This is a genomic window from Pantoea sp. GL120224-02 (assembly GCF_900215395.1).
GTDB lineage: Bacteria > Pseudomonadota > Gammaproteobacteria > Enterobacterales > Enterobacteriaceae > Pantoea > Pantoea communis.
In genome coordinates this window covers 265,429-282,093 of sequence record NZ_OBEC01000004.1, presented here as the reverse complement: position 1 = coordinate 282,093, position 16,665 = coordinate 265,429, and the positions used below count along the sequence as shown (strand labels likewise).

Genomic DNA, 16,665 nt, shown 5'->3' with positions numbered 1-16,665 from the left:
GAGTTCATCCAACTGCATTAGCGCTTCAATTAGAGATGAAGCGCATCGCTACGCATCTGAACCGAATGCATTAGGCACGCAATAGCCCTATTACACTACAGCGGCAGGATAAAGTACCGCGGCTTCCTGACTTATCAGGCGCGATGAATCCCTTCATTTTCAACGCTTATAACTTTTTCGGCATAAGATATAAGAAATCCATTGGTCAAATCCTGAGCGAAAATCTTGACTCACATTTAGGGCAAGAGGATTATGCGAAAACTTAGTTTTTATTATGCGTATTGATGATTGTTGGCTGCCTATTATGCGTTATATAGATAATTAAAAAGGCAGGGTCATCGGCGCGTTTTAACCGTTTTCGCTCGCTCTCAACGCGATCGCTGACACCGGGGAAATCTCTCTATGACGTATGCCGCCAAAGGTCTTGCTGCATTAGAAGCTCAGCTTCAGCAGGATCTGGAATTTCTGGAACTGCCCGCCAAATCATGGGTACCGGAACGCACCTTTCAGAGTGCACCGGTCCGTGATGTAGTGGTGATTGGTGCGGGTATGTGCGGTTTGGCGGCACTCGCCAAATTACAGTTCACCGGCATCAGCAATGTGGTGGCTTATGACGCCGCACCCGCTGGGCTGGAGGGGCCGTGGATCACTTTTGCGCGTATGGAAACCCTGCGCTCACCAAAAACGCTGCACGGCCCGGCTCTCGGCCTCGCGCAACTGACCTTCCGCGCCTGGTTCACGGCGCAGTGGGGCAAGGAGGCGTGGCAGGAGCTGGACAAAATCCCTAAAGCGCAGTGGATGGATTACCTGATTTGGTATCGCAAAGTGCTAAATCTGCCGGTGCACAACAACGTGCGCGTCACCAGCATTGCACAGGCCGGGGATTTGATTGCGCTGGATCTGGAGGGTGCTGAAACCGAGCGTGTTTACACGCGCCGTTTGGTGCTCGCCACCGGACGTTCAGGCCTCGGTGGCTTCGCCGTGCCGGATTTCCTGCGGGGCATTGATCGCCAGTTCTGGGCACACTCCGCTGATGACATCGATTTCACGGCCTTAAAAGGCAAGCGCATTGCGGTGATTGGTGCAGGCGCCTCGTCGATGGATAACGCGGCCACCGCGCTGGAACAGGGCGCTGCTGCCGTCGATCTGCTGATTCGCCGCAAAGAAATGCCACGCATCAACAAGATGACCGGCATTGGCAGCCAGGGCGTGGTGCACGGCATGCATCAGTTGCCGGATGTGTGGAAATGGAAATTTGTCGATTACACCGCCGCGACGCAAACGCCACCGCCGCGCTCTTCCACCCTGCGCGTATCCCGTCATGAGAACGCGCGCTTCTTCCTCGATTGCGGCATTAACGCCGTTAAACAGGAAGAAAACGGCCTGCTGATTGAAACCACCCAGGGCGCACTGCACTACGACTTTTTGATCGCCGCCACCGGCTTCACCAACGATTTCCACGGCCGCCCGGAGTTTGCTGCCATTGCGCCGCATATTCGCAGCTGGTCTGACGGTCGCTATCAACCTGAGATGGGCAATCCGCGCCACAGCCTGCTGGAAGCGCCGGATCTCGGCCCTTCATTCGAGTTCCGCGAACTGACGCCTGATGCCTGCCCGATGCTGGCACACATCCACTGCTTCAACGATGCCGCCATGCTGACGCACGGCAAAGTCTCCGGCGACATTCCTGCGGTAAGCGCCGGTGCCGATCGCCTGGTGCGCGGTATTACCGCCTCGCTGTTTGCCGAGGACGTCGAGCAGCACTACGCCAACTTACAAGCTTTTGACACCCCTGAATTACAGGGCGATGAATGGGTGGATTCAACCCCGTTACTAAAACAGGAGAACGCGTTGTGAGCGACGCTATTGATCAAGCAGCCGGATTAACACCAGAAGAGGCGTTGTATCAGACGCGCCGCCTGCGTCCCGAATTTGTTGAGGGCGCGGAAGCGTGCCGTGTGTCAGTACTCGCGCCGGAAGAGGATCAGGGTTTACCTGCGGATCTGCGTCTGGCACTGGCGCAGCGTATGGCGGTGTTGAACTACGATGCGCCGCTGCAACGTGATTACCAGGCGCAGCTGGCGGCGTTAAATCCGTCTGAAGCCTTGCTGGCGCTGGCCTCGGGTTGTGCTGTGTCGGAAGAACCACTGGCCACGATTGCGCGCCATGCTGACATGGTGACGCAGCAGCCCATTCAGGCTACCGAACAGCATATTCGCTTGCTGGAGCAGGCCGGTTTGAGCAACCCGCAAATTGTTGCGCTCTCTGAGCTGATCGCCTTTGTTAACTTCCAGACGCGCGTGGCGGCTGGCTTACGTTTGATGAGGTCCGCATGATTCCGTCGGTAAATCTCAAGCCGCTGCACTGGCATCCGTATATCACGCCAGTGGATGTTGAACAGGCGACACCGGCGCAGCTAGATGCGATGAAAGTCACGCCGTCCAACAAGAAGATCTCAGAATACGTGCGCACGCTGGTGCACGATCCCGAGAGCTACACCGCACGTACCGGGCTGTTCAACGCCATTATGTATGTCGAAGGTGGCCTCGATCGTGCGGATCGTGAGCTGGGCGCATTAGGTGCTTCGATCGTCAACGGTTGCCGCTACTGTGCGGTAGTGCACGCGCGGCGTCATGCGCAGCTGGCCGACAGTGACGCCGTGGTCAGTGCCATCTATTTTGATAGAGCGGATGTATTAGGTGAACGCGATGCGGCGATCTACCGCTTTGCCCGCCGTTTATCGGTTACGCCTTCTGAGGCCACGCCGGAAGATGTGGCGGCACTGCGTGCCGTCGGCATGAACGATCAGGAGATTATCGATCTGATCCACGCCATCGCCATTTTCGGCTGGGCCAACCGTCTGATGCATGTGCTCGGCCATGCTGACCTGAACAAATAAGGGCTGCACCGGATGTTAGAACTCAACAATATTACGCTCGCTTACGGCAGCAATCCGATCCTGAAAGGGGTTGATCTGTCGGTAAAACGCGGCGATGTGGTGTCGATCATCGGGCCAAGCGGCACCGGTAAAACCACGCTGCTGCGCTGCATTAACTATCTGGCGAAGCCGTCAGCCGGGACCATTCAACTGGATCAGATCCGCATGGATTATCAGTCACCGGATAAAGCGGCGATCCAGGCGATCCGTCTGCGCACCGCCATGGTGTTCCAGCAATTTAACGTGTTCAAAAACATGACGGTGCTGGAAAACGTGATGGATCCGCTGATCGTCATCCAGCGTAAAACCAAACAGCAAGCGCGCGACATCGCCGTGCAGGAGCTGGAGCGTGTGGGTCTGGGTGCCAAGCTCGATCACTATCCGTCGCAGCTGTCTGGCGGCCAGTTACAGCGTACCGGTATCGCCCGTGCTTTGGCGGTGCGTCCGGATGTGATGCTGTTTGATGAACCGACCTCATCGCTCGATCCTGAGCTGGTGGGTGAAGTGCTGAAAGTGATTAAAGACGTGGCGTCATCCGGCATTACCTCGCTGCTGGTGACGCATGAGATGCAGTTCGCGAAGAGCATTTCGAATCGCATCGTGTTTATGGATCAGGGTGTCGTGGCCGCGCAGGGCAGTCCGACAGAGATGTTTGATAACCCAACCCTGCCGCGCCTTGCACAGTTCCTCAGTTCAGAACGAGCATTCTAATAATTTAAGGAATCAAAGACATGCCTGCAATCAAAACCACATTACGTCGCCTGGCCGCGCCTGGTATCATCGCCCTGGCTCTGATCAGCAGTAACAGCTTTGCTGACGCGGTACGCACCATCAAAATCGCCACCGCTGCGGAATCCAAACCGCTGTCATGGGGCGCGATCGGTCACGAGCCTGAGGGTTACGAGCCGGACGTGCTGAAAGCCATCAACGCCAAACTGCCACAGTACAAATTCGTGATGGAAGGCGCGGCGGATATCGCGCAGGAAACCGGCCTGGTGACCGGCAAATACGACATGGCGACTGGCGGTTACTACAAAGCGCCAGCGCGCAGCAAACAGTTCCTGATCCCGGATGCACCGATCGGTGCCAGCCTGATGAAGATTTACAGCCGCAGCGATAGCAATATCAACGGCATGAAAGATCTGGTCGGCAAGAACATCGTGCCAGTGACCGCAGGCGGCGGCGTGTATAAGTTCGTCACCCAGTGGCAGCAGGACAACCCGAACGACAAAATCACCATCAAAGCGTCCAGCGCCGGTGTGCCTTACCCGGATCGCCTGAAAGAAGTGCAGAACGGTAAATACGATGCGCTGATCCTGCCTTCAAACCTCGGTGAGCAGACGGTGATCGACAACCAGAAACTGGCGATCAAAGCCAGTGAGCCAGTGGTGATCAACAATACCTATGTGCTGATCCACCGCTCTGCCGAAAACCAGGCCCTGAACGATGACGTGAACAAAGCGCTGAAAGAACTGAAAGACGACGGCACGCTGGATAAGCTGGCGCAGAAGTGGTTTGGCGAAGAAGTCACTAAGTACATGAAGTAATAGATTCACTGCGCCCGGTGCTGAGCCGGGCGCATGCTGTCCTTTTTAGCAGGAGTGTTTCACCGTGAATCTATCCTCCATGATTCCAGAACTGCTGTCGGCGCTGCCACTGACGCTCGGCATCATGTTTGTCGCGATGATTGCCGGGTTCTTTCTGGCGCTGATCGCCACCGTTTTTCGCGTGCGCCGTATTCCCGTGATCAGCCAGCTGGCCGATCTCTATGTTTCCTATGCGCGCAGCGTGCCCGTGGTGCTGCAGCTGTTTGTGGCCTTCTACGGCATGCCGCTGATCACCGATAATTTTGGCTTTGGTGACTTCTTTACCGCCAATGTGGCGGCGATGATCGGCCTGAGCCTGTATCACGGCGGATATCTGTCGGAAGTGATGCGCCCGGCATACCTTGCAGTGGAACGGGGTCAGCATGATGCCACCGACAGCCTTGGCTACAGCTTCCGCCAGAAAATGCTGCGGGTGATTGGCCCGCAAGCGGTGCACTTTGCGCTGCCGGGTTACGGCAATGCGATTATCTATCTGATTCACAACGTGGCGCTGGTGATGTACATCGGTGCAGCAGATGTGATGGCGACCGCGCACCTGATTATGGAACGCGATTACAACCAGTATCAGTTCGGCACCTATCTGGTGTTGGCCGTGCTCTATTCACTGCTGTGCGGTGTGGCGTGGCTGGTTATCCGCTTCTTTGAACAACGTCATGCGAAGTACAGCTCCAAGTCTGCACCGCGCGTGAAGTTCACCACCAGCGTCTGAGTCGGGGAGACAAACCATGTTTGATGCTGAGGTTTTGCTGCCGGACTTCTGGAGCATTCTCGATGCGGTACCGGTGACGCTGCTGATGGCGGTGACGGTGTTTATCTGTTCGACGCTGTTGGGCGGGTTGTTTGCCTTTATCGAACATCGCCGCATTCCCGTGCTGCGCCAGCTGGTGATCACCTACAAAATCGCCTTCAAAGGCGTGCCGATGGTGGTGGTGATTTTCCTCGCCTATTACGGCTTGCCACCGGCGCTGCACTTTGTTGCCACGCTGTTTGGCGTCGAGGTGAATGCCCATTCACTGCCGAACTGGGTGATCATCATTGTGGCACTGAGTGCCTGTGTCGCGGCATTCCAGGCCGAAGTGTGGAAAGGCGCGCTGAACTCGTTCGACAGTGGACAATCCGATGCAGCCTTATCACTCGGCTACAGCGGTGGACAGCTGTTCCGTCGGGTGATGTTCCCGCAGATTATCGTGGCGGCGATCCCCGATCTGGCGAATGCGTTTATGGTGATCATGAAAGCCCTGTCGCTGGCGTTTGCGATTGAAGTGGTGGATATCTTTGCCCAGGCGCAGTTGACGGCGGCGCTGAATTTCTACTACCTCGAAGCCTTCCTGATTGCGGTGGTGTTCTACATGGTGATTGCTTATGTGGTCACTAAGATCGCCGACAAGATTGAGGCGGCGCTGCGCGTGCGCACCTAGAGATGGCTAAGTTGTGATGAAACGGCAGCCCAGTGTGGCTGCCGTTTTTTTGGCAAATTTGCGCGATAAATCGTGCTGCTACAGGGCCTGCACGGGTTGGGTAGCGGCGCAATTCATTGCGCTTCACAATGAACACTCCTTGCTATCATTATGCAAGTCACTTGCAAAATGATAGTCACTCTGCAACAGTATGCCGCATAAGATCCTTTGCGGAATACCCACCATGAAAAACGAACCGCTTTATCAAATGGCCTGCCCGATTGCGCGCAGCCTTGGCCGTGTCGGCGATGGCTGGAGCATGCTAATCATGCGCGATGCGCTGGCCGGTTTTACCCGTTTTGATGAATTCCAGAAAAACAGCGGCGTGGCGCCGAACATCCTGTCGCGCCGCCTGAAAGAGCTGGTGGAAGATGGTTTGCTGGAAAAGGTGTGTTACAGCACCACGCCGATGCGCTTCGAATATCACCTTACGCCCGCCGGACGTGATTTGCGTGGCGTTATCCTGGCGCTGGCCGAGTGGGGCAGCACCCACTTCTCGCCGGAAGGAAGGCAGATGCAGCTGGTGGAAACCGCCACCCAGCGTCCAGTGAAACCGCAGCTGGTCGATAGCGAAAACGGCCAACCGCTCACCAGCGATAAATACCAAATGGTGCCCGGCCCGGCAGCGGCGCCGATCATGCACTATCGCCATGATTATTTGCAGAAAAAACGCGCGGGTGACAGCACGCTGAAATTCTCTCCGCCTCTTACAGAGAAAAAGCCATGACCCGCTCGCGTAAAAAATCCGCTCTGCTGCTGGCAGTGGCAATCGGCGGTTTAGCGGCGGCAGGTTACGGCTACTATTGGTGGCACACCGCGCGCTTTATGCCTTCAACCGATGATGCCTATGTCGGGGCAGATATCAGCGCCATCTCCGCCAAAGTCTCCGGTTACATTCACACGCTGGCGGTGCAGGACAACGCACAGGTGAAAAAAGGCGATCTGCTGGTGCAGTTGGATAACCGTGATTATCTGGCGGCGGTGGATCAGGCAACGGGTGAAGTGGCAGCACAGCAAGCCGCGTTAAGCGATATCGCTGCCACGCGCCAGCTGCAACTTGCCACTATTGCGGGCACGCACGCCTCTCTGCTGGCAGCGCAGGCGGTAACACTGAAAACCACCTCCGATCAGCGCCGCTACAGTGCGCTGGCCAGTAGCTCCGCGGTCTCACAGCAGATCCGCGATCATGCTCAGGCCGATTACCATCAGGCGATGGCGGAAGAGAGCAAAACCCGCGCCGACAAAACCGTTGCCGAGCGCCAGTTGCAGGTGCTGGATGCCCGTGAGCAGCAGGCCAAAGCCGCCTTAACTCAGGCTCAAGCGGGGCTGGCGATGGCGAAGCTCAATCTTGAATACACTGAAATCCGCGCCCCTTTGATGGTGTGGTGGGCAATCGTCGCGCCTGGTCAGGTTCTTATGTCAGCAGCGGCACGCAGCTACTGTCGCTGGTGCCTGTTCAAGGGCTGTGGATCGATGCCAACTTCAAAGAGAGCCAGCTAGCCAATATGAAGCCGGGGCAGGTGGCTCGCATCGTCGCGGACGTGTTACCCGGTCGCACCTTTAATGGCCATGTTGGCAGCCTGTCGCCAGCCACCGGTTCACGCTTCAGCATTCTTCCGGCAGAAAACGCCACTGGCAACTTCACCAAAATCGTCCAGCGCGTGCCGGTGCGCATTGTGCTGGACGGCGACGCGGCGGTGCTGGGTCTGTTACGCCCTGGTCTTTCCGTCACGGTGACGGTGGATGAGAGAAGCGCGCGATGAGCAGCGTGGCTGCACCGCTGATGGCACCGGCGGAGATGCCGGTCAGCAAGAAGGTGTTCGCCTTTGCCACCATGTGCATCGGCATGTTTATCGCCTTGCTGGATATCCAGATTGTCTCCGCCTCATTGCGGGATATCGGCGGGGGGCTCTCGGCGGGTGACGACGAAACCGTGTGGGTGCAAACCAGCTACCTGATCGCGGAAATCATCATCATCCCGCTTTCCGGTTGGCTGGCGAGCGTGATGTCCACACGCTGGCTGTTTGCCGTCTCCGCCTGCGGATTTACGGTAATGAGTTTGCTGTGTGGCTGGGCGTGGAATATTCAGAGCATGATCGCCTTTCGCGCCTTGCAGGGATTGGCGGGCGGCTCGATGATTCCGCTGGTGTTCACTACCGCCTTTGCCTTTTTCCAGGGTAAGCAGCGGGTGATTGCGGCCGCCACCGTGGGTGCGCTGGCTTCATTAGCGCCGACGCTAGGGCCCACGGTAGGCGGTTGGATCACCGATAACTTCAGCTGGCACTGGCTGTTTTACATCAACATCATTCCCGGTATTTACATCGCCATCGCGGTGCCGCTGCTGGTCAGGATCGACTCGCCGAATCCCGAGTTACTGCGCGGTGCAGATTACTTCAGCATTGTCTTGCTGGCGCTATCACTGGGCTGTCTGGAGTACACCCTGGAAGAGGGGCCGCGCTGGGGTTGGTTTGACGATAGCACCATCACCACCACAGGCTGGATCGCATTGCTGTGTGGCGTGCTGTTTATCTTCCGCACGCTAAACCACGCCAAGCCGATCATGGATCTGCGCGCGTTAAAAGATCCAGGCTTTAGCCTCGGCTGTTATTTCTCGTTTATGGCTGGCGTGGGGATCTTCGCCACCATCTATCTCACGCCGCTGTTTCTCAGCCAGGTGCGCGGCTTTAGTGCGCTGGAGATCGGGCTAGCGATCTTCTCCACCGGCATTTTTCAGATCCTGTCGATCCCGCTTTATGCCTGGCTGGCGAACCGCGTCGATCTGCGCATTTTGCTGGCGTTTGGCCTGATGAGTTTTGGTGTATCGATGTTTTTCTTTGTGCCGATTACCCATGACTGGGGCGCAAAAGAGCTGCTGTTTCCGCAGGCGTTTCGCGGCATGGCGCAGCAGTTTGCGGTGGCGCCCACCGTGACGCTGACGCTCGGCAGCTTGCCACCCGCGCGACTAAAATTAGCCTCAGGACTGTTTAATCTGATGCGTAATCTCGGTGGCGCTATCGGCATTGCGCTGTGCGGCACCGTGCTGAATGACCGCACCAATCTGCACTTCAGCCGCCTGGCCGATCACCTCAACAGCGCCAGTTTGTCGCTCGGCGACTATCTGCAATCGCGCACCGCAGCCCTGATGTTTAACGGATTAAGCCTGGATGCGGCGCACACGGCGGCGCTGCAATCGCTGGCTTCACTCACCCTGCGCGAGGCGCGCACGCAGGCTTTTTCGGACGCATTCTGGCTGATCATGGTCGGATTTTGTATCGCTGCGCTGCTGGTGCCTTTGATGAAAAAGCCCGCAGCTTAAGGAGTTATCGATGAAACGTATTGTGATTACTGGTATGGGGATGGTTTCCCCGCTCGGCTGCGGTACAGAAGCGGTGTGGCAATCACTGCTGGCAGGGAAATCCGGCATCAGCGCCTTACCGGACGAGATGGTGCAGGACATCAGCTGCAAAGTGGCGGGTCAAGTGCCCACGCTGGAACAAGATCCACAGCATGGCTTCGATCCCGAGTGCGTGATCGCGCCAAAAGATCGCAAGAAAATGGATCGCTTTATTGAGTTTGCGCTGGTGGCGGCGCATGAAGCGCTGACGCAAGCTAGCTGGTTCCCACAGGATGAGGCGGATCGCCAGCGCACCGCGACGGTGATCGCCACTGGCATTGGTGGTTTCAACGAGATTGCCAACGCGGTTGAAACCACCGCCAATCGTGGCCCGCGCCGCTTATCGCCGTTTACCATTCCCTCCTTCCTTGCCAATCTGGCGGCGGGACATGTGTCGATTGCCCACGGTTTTCGCGGCCCGATTGGCGCCCCTGTCACGGCGTGCGCGGCGGGTGCGCAGGCGATTGGCGATGCGGCACGATTGATCCGCAGCGGCGAGGCAGACATCGCGCTGTGCGGCGGCACCGAGGCGGCGATCCATCGCGTCAGTCTGGCGGGCTTTGCGGCTGCGAAAGCGATGTCAGGCGGATTTAACGATCATCCTGAACAGGCATCTCGTCCGTTTGATCGTGACCGCGATGGCTTTGTAATGGGTGAGGGCGCGGGTTTGCTGGTGATTGAATCTCTGGAACATGCACAGGCACGCGGTGCGACACCGCTGGCGGAGCTGGTCGGCTATGGCACCAGTGCCGATGCCTACCATCTCACCGCCGGACCGGAAACCGGTGAGGGCGCTCGCCGTGCGATGGAGACTGCGCTGGCGCAGGCGGGCATCACCCCAGCCGAGGTGCAGCATATCAACGCTCATGCCACCTCCACGCCGGTGGGCGATAAAGGCGAGCTGGCGGCCATTCGCACGCTGTTTGCGGACAGCAATGTGGCAATCACCTCGACGAAATCCGCCACCGGGCATCTGCTGGGTGCCGCGGGCGGCGTGGAGGCGATCTTCTCGATCCTGGCACTGCGCGATCAAATCGCACCGCCCACGCTCAATCTGCTAAATCCCGATGAAGCCGCTGCCGGGCTGAATCTGGTGGCATTGAAACCTCTGCCGATGGTGATGCAGCATGTGCTGTCGAACGGCTTTGGCTTCGGCGGCGTGAATGCCAGCTTGCTGTTTAAGGGTTGGGATGAGGTTTCTCGTTAACGTGCTGGGAAGACTGACGGCAATAAAAAAGGCCGCTGTTATCAGCGGCCTGGAGGGCAGGGTGAATTAGCGCTTTTCCAGCGCTTCCCACAGACCCATCAGGTAAGTGGTGCCGAGTGCGCGGTCATACAAACCGTAGCCCGGACGTCCGGTTTCGCCCCAGATAAAGCGGCCATGATCGGAACGAATGTAGCCATCGAAGCCGTTGTCGTGCATCGATTGCAGCACCTTGTACATATCCAGCGAGCCATACTCAGTAGGATGTGCGCACTCGTAGAAATCTTTGTCCTGAATAATCTTGATGTTACGTACGTGCGCAAATGGAATACGTTTGCGGCGTGAGAACTCGGCCAGAATACCGTACACATCATTCTGCGGATCCTCCGCAATCGATCCGGTACACAGCGTGATGCCGTTAGCCTCTGAATCCACCACGTTACAGATCCAGTCGAGGTCTTCGCGATTCTTCACAATGCGTGGCAGACCGAAGATCGAGTACGGTGGATCGTCAGGATGGATCGCCATCTTCACGCCCACTTCTTCACATACCGGGATCACCGCTTTCAGGAAGTAAGCGAGGTTTTCACGCAGCTTGTTGTCGTCAACGTCTTTGTATTGCGCAAACAGATCCTGCACTTTCGCCAGACGCTCTGGCTCCCAGCCTGGCAACGCGAAACCGTTTGAGTTACCCAACACTTCCTGCACCACTTCGTCGAGGCTCTTATCGATGCCTTTCTTCTCGAACGCCATGGTGAGTGAGCCGTCTGGCAGCACGTAGTTCATGTCGGTCTTCATCCAGTCAAATACCGGCATGAAGTTGTAGCAGATCACTTTCACGCCGACTTCAGCGAGGTGACGAATGCTCTGCTTGTAGTTCTCAATATATTGATCGCGGCTCGGCAGGCCGATCTTGATGTCGTCATGAATGTTGACGCTCTCGATCACTTCCACCGTCAGACCGGCGGCATGTACCTGATCAACCAGTGCTTTAATCTTATCTTTCGGCCAGGTTTCCCCGACCGGCACGTCATACAGCGCGCCGACTACGCCACGCACACCCGGCACCTGGCGAATATATTCCAGCGAAACTTTATCTTCTTTGGGACCAAACCAACGCATTGTCAGTTGCATAATCTCATCCACCGTCATCGTGTTGCTGCGATAACTGTTAAACTACCATTCTAGTAAACATGATCACAGCATCGACTAACGAATATCTCTTGATCCGCGTCACAGAACACAATTTCTTCGGAAAAGCAGGCGGTGTGGCGGATTTACGCGGCCTAAATTTAGTTCGGGTGCTAGCGCAACGAGAACGGAAAGAAGAGGTACGCCTTTTCCCAGGCGCGTTTTCTACTGCCTTGCAGGAATAAAGAAAGTTTTGTTAGCTGAAATAACCTCAATGCTTCGCCGTTCCCTCTGAGCTTGATGCAATTTTCCGCTACTGATCGGCTTTTCATTTGTTTTATTTATCAGAAACTTCCTGGCAGGCAGAATAACCCTTATTTCCTCTCCGTCAGCCATCATGTCCGAAGAAGCGCTGCGTCAGCAGATTCAGAACCTGAAAAAGCATAATGCGCGCTTAAAGCGCATAGCGCATGACGCGCGAAACAAGCTGAGTGCGGCGCTGGACGGAACCGGTTTATGTTTGTGGCAGCTGGATATTCCCAGCGGCAAGCTGGTGATTTTCAATCGACGCTGGGGTTCGATGCTGGGTTTCCAGCCGAAAGAGACCAAAGCGCAGTTTGAAGTCTGGCGCGAACGCCTGCACCCCGATGACGCCGATGAAGTGCTCAAGGCGTTTTACGATCACATCGAAGGGCGCGCGCCTTACTATGAGGCGCTGCATCGCATGCTGGGTAAGAACGATAAAATTACCTGGGTGCTGGATCGTGGGCGTGTGACCGAGTGGGACGAAGAAGGCAATCCGCTTAAAGTCACCGGCACGCACATCGATATGACCAAAGAGAAGCAGTATGAAGCGCAGCTCTCTTCATTGGCGCATCACGATCCGCTAACCGGTCTGACCAACCGCCACGCGCTGCAAACGCATTTCGCTAAAATGAAAGCGCAGGGGCCGCTGTGCGTGGCATTTATCGATCTCGATAACTTTAAGCATGTTAACGACACGCTCGGCCATCGCAGTGGCGATGAAGTGTTGATTCAGCTCAGCCAGCGCATTCTTGACCAGGTGCCGCCAAACGTGGTGGTGGGCCGTTTAGGTGGTGATGAGTTTGTGCTGCTGATGCCGTTCCTGATTGATTTCCCCAAAGTGCGCATCATGATGCAGGCGGTGCTGGATGCCGCACTGACGCCGTTCGATGTCGATAACGGCCATGCGCAGATTGGTGCTTCCATTGGCGTGGCGACGGTGCAGCCGCACTTTAGTTTTGATGAGGCGCTGACGCGTGCCGATGAAGCGATGTACCAGATTAAGAAGAACGGCAAGCAAGGGTTTGGCCTGGCGGGGTAATCTTTTGCGGTTGCGGAAATAGACCCGCGCCACCGCCAAAGTCTGTGCCCCCATTTGCAGCAAAGCCCTCTCACCAGGAGAGGGCCATAAACCGCCTTTAACTCAAAACGCGAAGCACGAACAGCCCAGCGCACCCCAGAAGGCATGGTTATCCGACACCGGCACCGAAGACTGGCGTGCCACATCGTGTGAGTGGCTGTGTACCCCACAAGGGCCGCTGCACTGGTGCACTTTCGGCATCATCGCCGCACGACCACTGGCTTGCGGTGGCGCGCTACGGTAGTGGCCCGGCACGGTGACCACCGGAGACCACTCTGGCAACACTGGCACCGGTGGCGGTGACAGCGGCGTGAAGCCGCCTGCGGCATACACCACTTCGCCATCGACCAGCGTCAATACCGATTCAATTCCTTTAATCTCCTCTTCCGGCACGCTGAAGAAATCTTTCGACAGCAGCACCAGATCCGCTAACTGACCCACTTTGATTTCCCCTTTGGCGTTTTGCTCGCTGGAGAACCAGGCGCTGCCTTTGGTCCACAGCATCAGCGCGGTTTCGCGGGCAATACGCGCATTGTCATCGTACAACTGCATGCCGCCGACGGTGCGGCCAGAAACCAGCCAGTAGAGCGCGGTCCATGGGTTATAGCTGGCGACGCGCGTGGCATCGGTGCCCAAACCAACCGGCACGCCCGCATCCAGCATGCGCGCCACCGGCGGCGTCTGTTTGGCGGCTTCTTTACCGTAGCGATCGACGAAGTACTCCCCCTGGAACGCCATACGATGCTGCACGGCCAGCCCGCCACCCAGCGCTTTAACGCGCTCAATGTTGGCTTCGGTGATGGTCTCGGCGTGGTCAAAGAACCAGTGCAGGCCGTTAAACGGAATATCGCGGTTTACTTTTTCAAACACGTCCAGCATGCGGCTGATCGATTCGTTGTAGGTGGCATGCAGACGGAACGGCCAGCGATGCTCAACCAGATGGCGCACCACGCGCTCCAGCTCATCTTCCATGCCGGGGGCCAGGTCGGGGCGCGGTTCGAGGAAGTCTTCGAAATCGGCCGCCGAGAACACCAGCATCTCGCCCGCTCCATTATGACGCAGGAAATTGGTGCCCTGGCCCGGCTTCAGCATGTCGGTCCACTTCTCGAAATCTTCCAGTTCATGGCCGGGGCGCTGGGTAAACAGGTTGTAGGCAATGCGCACCGTCAGCTGCTTTTTGGCGTGCAGTTCCGAAATCACATCGTAATCATCGGGATAGTTCTGGAAGCCGCCACCCGCATCAATGGCGCTGGTCAGGCCGAGGCGGTTCAGCTCACGCATAAACTGACGTGTGGAGTTAACCTGCTGTTCCAGCGGCAGCTTCGGTCCTTTCGCCAGCGTGGCGTACAGCAGCATGGCGTTAGGGCGCGCAATCAGCATGCCGGTCGGGTTACCGTTGCTGTCACGCTGGATTTCACCGCCCGGTGGGTTCGGCGTGTCTTTGGTGTAACCGACCACGCGCAGCGCAGCGCGGTTCAGCAGGGCACGGTCATACAGGTGCAGGATGAACACTGGCGTATCCGGCGCGGCGGCATTGATCTCATCCAGCGTCGGCATGCGGCGTTCAGCAAACTGGAATTCACTCCAGCCGCCGACGACGCGCACCCACTGCGGTGAAGGGGTGCGCAGCGCCTGTTCACGCAGCATACGCAGCGCATCTGCCAGTGACGGTACGCCTTCCCAGCGCAGTTCAAGGTTGTAGTTAAGGCCACCGCGAATCAGGTGCAGGTGTGAGTCGTTAAGGCCAGGAATACCGGTGTGGCCTTTGGCATCAATAATCTGCGTGTCGTTACCAGCAAAGCGCATCACTTCCGCTTCGCTGCCTACCGCGAGAAACTTGCCGTCTTTGATCGCCACCGCAGTGGCGAGCGGGTTGGCGCGATCCACGGTATGGAATTTGCCGTTGGTAAAAATCAGTGAGGCCGTTGTCATCATCTCTTCTCCAGTTAGATTACGCGTTGCGGCCAATAAGCCACTGTTTTAAAACACGGGTAACGATCGGCATCCACAAGAACACCACCAGTGCCACCACGCTGGCATCATTCAGTAAGTGGCCCCACAGCGTGCCGTGCGCGGCGGGCAACACCTGATTCCAGAACCACGGCACCAGGTTGGTAGAGGGAAAAATCACCCCCAGCGTCAGTAAGTATTGTTTCCATTTCGCCGGTTTGACCTGGCCTTTTTGCGTCGGGGTAAACCAGAACGCGGCGCCGGGGCGCACTTCAATGTGTTCCGGCAGTGCCAGCATCGCTGGCAGGTTCTGGATTAACGTTTTGCGCTGATCCGATTTCAGCCAGGCGTACAGCTCATCCAATCCGGTAAAACGAATCAGCACGGTGTAAGCATTGTCGCCGTGCACCGGGCGCAGCACGTTGACGCCAAGATGGCCAGGAAAGCTCGCAGCCTGCGGCATGATGGTGTCGAGCCACTGCTCATAATGGGCCTGCTGTTCTGGCAGGATGCTGTGGGTAATCACCAGCGTCACATGGTTGGCTTGTTGTGAGTAATTCATCGTAAGTTCCTGAGTTTCCGCTGGTGAAAGTGCTTGCGTCGTTGAGTAAAAAAATACGAAATGAGAGCGTTTATTGATAACGGATAGAATTTGGGTTGTTGTTCAACAATTTTTGGGGAGGCATGGGGTATGCGTTTAAACCTTGAGGCGCTGCTGATTTTGGACGCGTTGGATCGCCACGGCACCTTTGCCGCTGCGGCTGCGCGCTTGTTTAAAACCGCGTCGGCGTTGAGCTATACCGTGCAGAAGATGGAGAGCGATCTCAAGATCACGCTGTTGGATCGCTCTGGCCATCGCGCCACCTTCACCCCGACCGGGCGTTTGATGCTGGAAAAAGGTCGCACCCTGCTGCGCGCGGTGAATGAGTTAGAGCAACAGGCGCGCTACGTCGAAAGCGGCTGGGAAAGCCAGTTGGTGATCAGCGTCGATGCATCGCTGCCGTTTCGCATTCTGACCCCGTTAATCGATCAGTTTTATCAGGAGCATCCGCATACTCAGCTGCAATTCCGCCAGGACGTGCTGGCTGGCTGCTGGGAAGCGCTTAACTATGGCGAAGCGGACATTGTCTTTGGCGCGGTGCAGGAACCCGCCACGCGCAAAGAGATTGTCTGCCAGCCGCTCGGCTGGCTGGATTATGTGTTTGCTGTCGCACCGGAGCATCCTCTCGCTTCCGCACCTGAACCACTGCTGCGCGAGCAGATTCGTCAGTACCGCGCGGTGACAGTGCACGACTCGTCTCGTCACGGTGCAGGTATTGATTTACGCGTGCTGGATGAGCAGAAGACGCTGAGCGTGCATGACTTCCCGGCGAAACTGCAGGCGCAGCTGGATGGTTTGGGCTGTGGTTATCTGCCGCTGTATCTGGCAAGACCGCATCTGGAGAGTGGCGCGCTGGTGGCGCGTCAGCTGGATAGCGAATGCCGCCGCGATATGGCGTATCTGGCGTGGAATGAAACCGCGACCGGCAATGCGGCAACCTGGTGGCGTGAGCACCTGCTCACGCTGCCAGGATTGCAGGAGATTTATTCTCCCGCGTAA

15 protein-coding genes and 1 pseudogene are annotated in these 16,665 nt (G+C 57.0%); 13 read left to right on the top strand and 3 right to left on the bottom strand.

Annotated features, from left to right (window positions below):
• Window positions 1–402 precede the first annotated feature (402 nt).
• The 11 genes and pseudogenes from CRO33_RS10370 (at window position 403) to fabF (ending at window position 10,603) form a co-directional block, all read left to right on the top strand.
• Window positions 403–1,857 carry an NAD(P)-binding domain-containing protein gene (locus CRO33_RS10370; protein WP_097118094.1) on the top strand — a complete coding sequence of 485 codons (1,455 nt, stop codon included), beginning with the start codon at window positions 403–405 and terminating at the stop codon, window positions 1,855–1,857.
• Window positions 1,854–2,336 carry a CMD domain-containing protein gene (locus CRO33_RS10365; RefSeq protein WP_097118093.1) on the top strand — a complete coding sequence of 161 codons (483 nt, stop codon included), beginning with the start codon at window positions 1,854–1,856 and terminating at the stop codon, window positions 2,334–2,336. The genes CRO33_RS10370 and CRO33_RS10365 overlap by 4 nt, the downstream gene beginning before the upstream one ends.
• Complete coding sequence (locus CRO33_RS10360; protein ID WP_045814738.1) at window positions 2,333–2,899, top strand: peroxidase-related enzyme; 567 nt, start codon at window positions 2,333–2,335, stop codon at window positions 2,897–2,899. The genes CRO33_RS10365 and CRO33_RS10360 overlap by 4 nt, the downstream gene beginning before the upstream one ends.
• A gap of 12 nt (window positions 2,900–2,911) precedes the next feature.
• Window positions 2,912–3,649, top strand: a complete 738-nt coding sequence (locus tag CRO33_RS10355; protein ID WP_097118092.1) for an amino acid ABC transporter ATP-binding protein — start codon at window positions 2,912–2,914, stop codon at window positions 3,647–3,649.
• A gap of 20 nt (window positions 3,650–3,669) precedes the next feature.
• Window positions 3,670–4,485 carry a transporter substrate-binding domain-containing protein gene (locus CRO33_RS10350; RefSeq protein WP_097118091.1) on the top strand — a complete coding sequence of 272 codons (816 nt, stop codon included), beginning with the start codon at window positions 3,670–3,672 and terminating at the stop codon, window positions 4,483–4,485.
• A 79-nt stretch (window positions 4,486–4,564) separates the two neighbouring features.
• The gene (locus CRO33_RS10345; protein ID WP_197080186.1) at window positions 4,565–5,254 is read left to right on the top strand and encodes an amino acid ABC transporter permease; all 690 of its coding nucleotides are present in this window, start codon (window positions 4,565–4,567) and stop codon (window positions 5,252–5,254) included.
• Between the two features lie 16 nt (window positions 5,255–5,270).
• Window positions 5,271–5,963: an amino acid ABC transporter permease gene (locus CRO33_RS10340; protein WP_034823323.1), complete on the top strand. Its 693-nt coding sequence runs from the start codon at window positions 5,271–5,273 to the stop codon at window positions 5,961–5,963.
• A 223-nt stretch (window positions 5,964–6,186) separates the two neighbouring features.
• Complete coding sequence (locus CRO33_RS10335) at window positions 6,187–6,729, top strand: winged helix-turn-helix transcriptional regulator (RefSeq protein ID WP_097118090.1); 543 nt, start codon at window positions 6,187–6,189, stop codon at window positions 6,727–6,729.
• Window positions 6,726–7,765 (top strand): annotated as a pseudogene (locus CRO33_RS10330) (HlyD family secretion protein). Before CRO33_RS10335 ends, CRO33_RS10330 begins: the two are co-directional and overlap by 4 nt.
• The gene (locus CRO33_RS10325; protein ID WP_255253266.1) at window positions 7,762–9,318 is read left to right on the top strand and encodes a DHA2 family efflux MFS transporter permease subunit; all 1,557 of its coding nucleotides are present in this window, start codon (window positions 7,762–7,764) and stop codon (window positions 9,316–9,318) included. The pseudogene CRO33_RS10330 and the gene CRO33_RS10325 overlap by 4 nt, the downstream one beginning before the upstream one ends.
• 10 nt (window positions 9,319–9,328) lie before the next feature.
• Window positions 9,329–10,603, top strand: coding sequence for a beta-ketoacyl-ACP synthase II (gene fabF / locus CRO33_RS10320; RefSeq protein ID WP_097118089.1), 1,275 nt, complete (start codon window positions 9,329–9,331; stop codon window positions 10,601–10,603).
• A gap of 66 nt (window positions 10,604–10,669) precedes the next feature.
• Here fabF and uxuA read toward each other — a convergent pair whose 3' ends face one another.
• Window positions 10,670–11,734 carry a mannonate dehydratase gene (gene uxuA, locus CRO33_RS10315; RefSeq protein ID WP_034823371.1) on the bottom strand — a complete coding sequence of 355 codons (1,065 nt, stop codon included), beginning with the start codon at window positions 11,732–11,734 and terminating at the stop codon, window positions 10,670–10,672.
• 394 nt (window positions 11,735–12,128) lie between these two features.
• Between uxuA and CRO33_RS10310 the strand changes: the two genes are divergently transcribed.
• The gene (locus CRO33_RS10310) at window positions 12,129–13,076 is read left to right on the top strand and encodes a sensor domain-containing diguanylate cyclase (RefSeq protein WP_097118088.1); all 948 of its coding nucleotides are present in this window, start codon (window positions 12,129–12,131) and stop codon (window positions 13,074–13,076) included.
• A 102-nt stretch (window positions 13,077–13,178) separates the two neighbouring features.
• Here the strand turns inward: CRO33_RS10310 and CRO33_RS10305 are convergent, their stop codons facing one another.
• On the bottom strand, window positions 13,179–15,047 hold the full coding sequence (locus tag CRO33_RS10305; protein WP_441339539.1) for an amidohydrolase: 1,869 nt from the start codon (window positions 15,045–15,047) through the stop codon (window positions 13,179–13,181).
• A gap of 19 nt (window positions 15,048–15,066) precedes the next feature.
• The gene (locus tag CRO33_RS10300) at window positions 15,067–15,627 is read right to left on the bottom strand and encodes an antibiotic biosynthesis monooxygenase (RefSeq protein ID WP_097118086.1); all 561 of its coding nucleotides are present in this window, start codon (window positions 15,625–15,627) and stop codon (window positions 15,067–15,069) included.
• Between the two features lie 129 nt (window positions 15,628–15,756).
• On the opposite strand from CRO33_RS10300, the gene CRO33_RS10295 reads away from it, so the two are divergent.
• A complete protein-coding gene (locus CRO33_RS10295) occupies window positions 15,757–16,665 on the top strand; it encodes a LysR family transcriptional regulator (protein WP_058959305.1) in 909 nt (302 codons plus the stop codon).

Bases quoted from the DNA above. Each gene is read 5' to 3' on its own strand.
- CRO33_RS10370 (WP_097118094.1), top strand. From the start codon at position 403: ATGACGTATGCCGCCAAAGGTCTTGCTGCATTAGAAGCTCAGCTTCAG.
- CRO33_RS10360 (WP_045814738.1), top strand. From the start codon at position 2,333: ATGATTCCGTCGGTAAATCTCAAGCCGCTGCACTGGCATCCGTATATC.
- CRO33_RS10355 (WP_097118092.1), top strand. From the start codon at position 2,912: ATGTTAGAACTCAACAATATTACGCTCGCTTACGGCAGCAATCCGATC.
- CRO33_RS10350 (WP_097118091.1), top strand. From the start codon at position 3,670: ATGCCTGCAATCAAAACCACATTACGTCGCCTGGCCGCGCCTGGTATC.
- CRO33_RS10345 (WP_197080186.1), top strand. From the start codon at position 4,565: ATGATTCCAGAACTGCTGTCGGCGCTGCCACTGACGCTCGGCATCATG.
- CRO33_RS10340 (WP_034823323.1), top strand. From the start codon at position 5,271: ATGTTTGATGCTGAGGTTTTGCTGCCGGACTTCTGGAGCATTCTCGAT.
- CRO33_RS10335 (WP_097118090.1), top strand. From the start codon at position 6,187: ATGAAAAACGAACCGCTTTATCAAATGGCCTGCCCGATTGCGCGCAGC.
- CRO33_RS10325 (WP_255253266.1), top strand. From the start codon at position 7,762: ATGAGCAGCGTGGCTGCACCGCTGATGGCACCGGCGGAGATGCCGGTC.
- fabF (WP_097118089.1), top strand. From the start codon at position 9,329: ATGAAACGTATTGTGATTACTGGTATGGGGATGGTTTCCCCGCTCGGC.
- uxuA (WP_034823371.1), bottom strand. From the start codon at position 11,734: ATGCAACTGACAATGCGTTGGTTTGGTCCCAAAGAAGATAAAGTTTCG.
- CRO33_RS10310 (WP_097118088.1), top strand. From the start codon at position 12,129: ATGTCCGAAGAAGCGCTGCGTCAGCAGATTCAGAACCTGAAAAAGCAT.
- CRO33_RS10305 (WP_441339539.1), bottom strand. From the start codon at position 15,047: ATGACAACGGCCTCACTGATTTTTACCAACGGCAAATTCCATACCGTG.
- CRO33_RS10300 (WP_097118086.1), bottom strand. From the start codon at position 15,627: ATGAATTACTCACAACAAGCCAACCATGTGACGCTGGTGATTACCCAC.
- CRO33_RS10295 (WP_058959305.1), top strand. From the start codon at position 15,757: ATGCGTTTAAACCTTGAGGCGCTGCTGATTTTGGACGCGTTGGATCGC.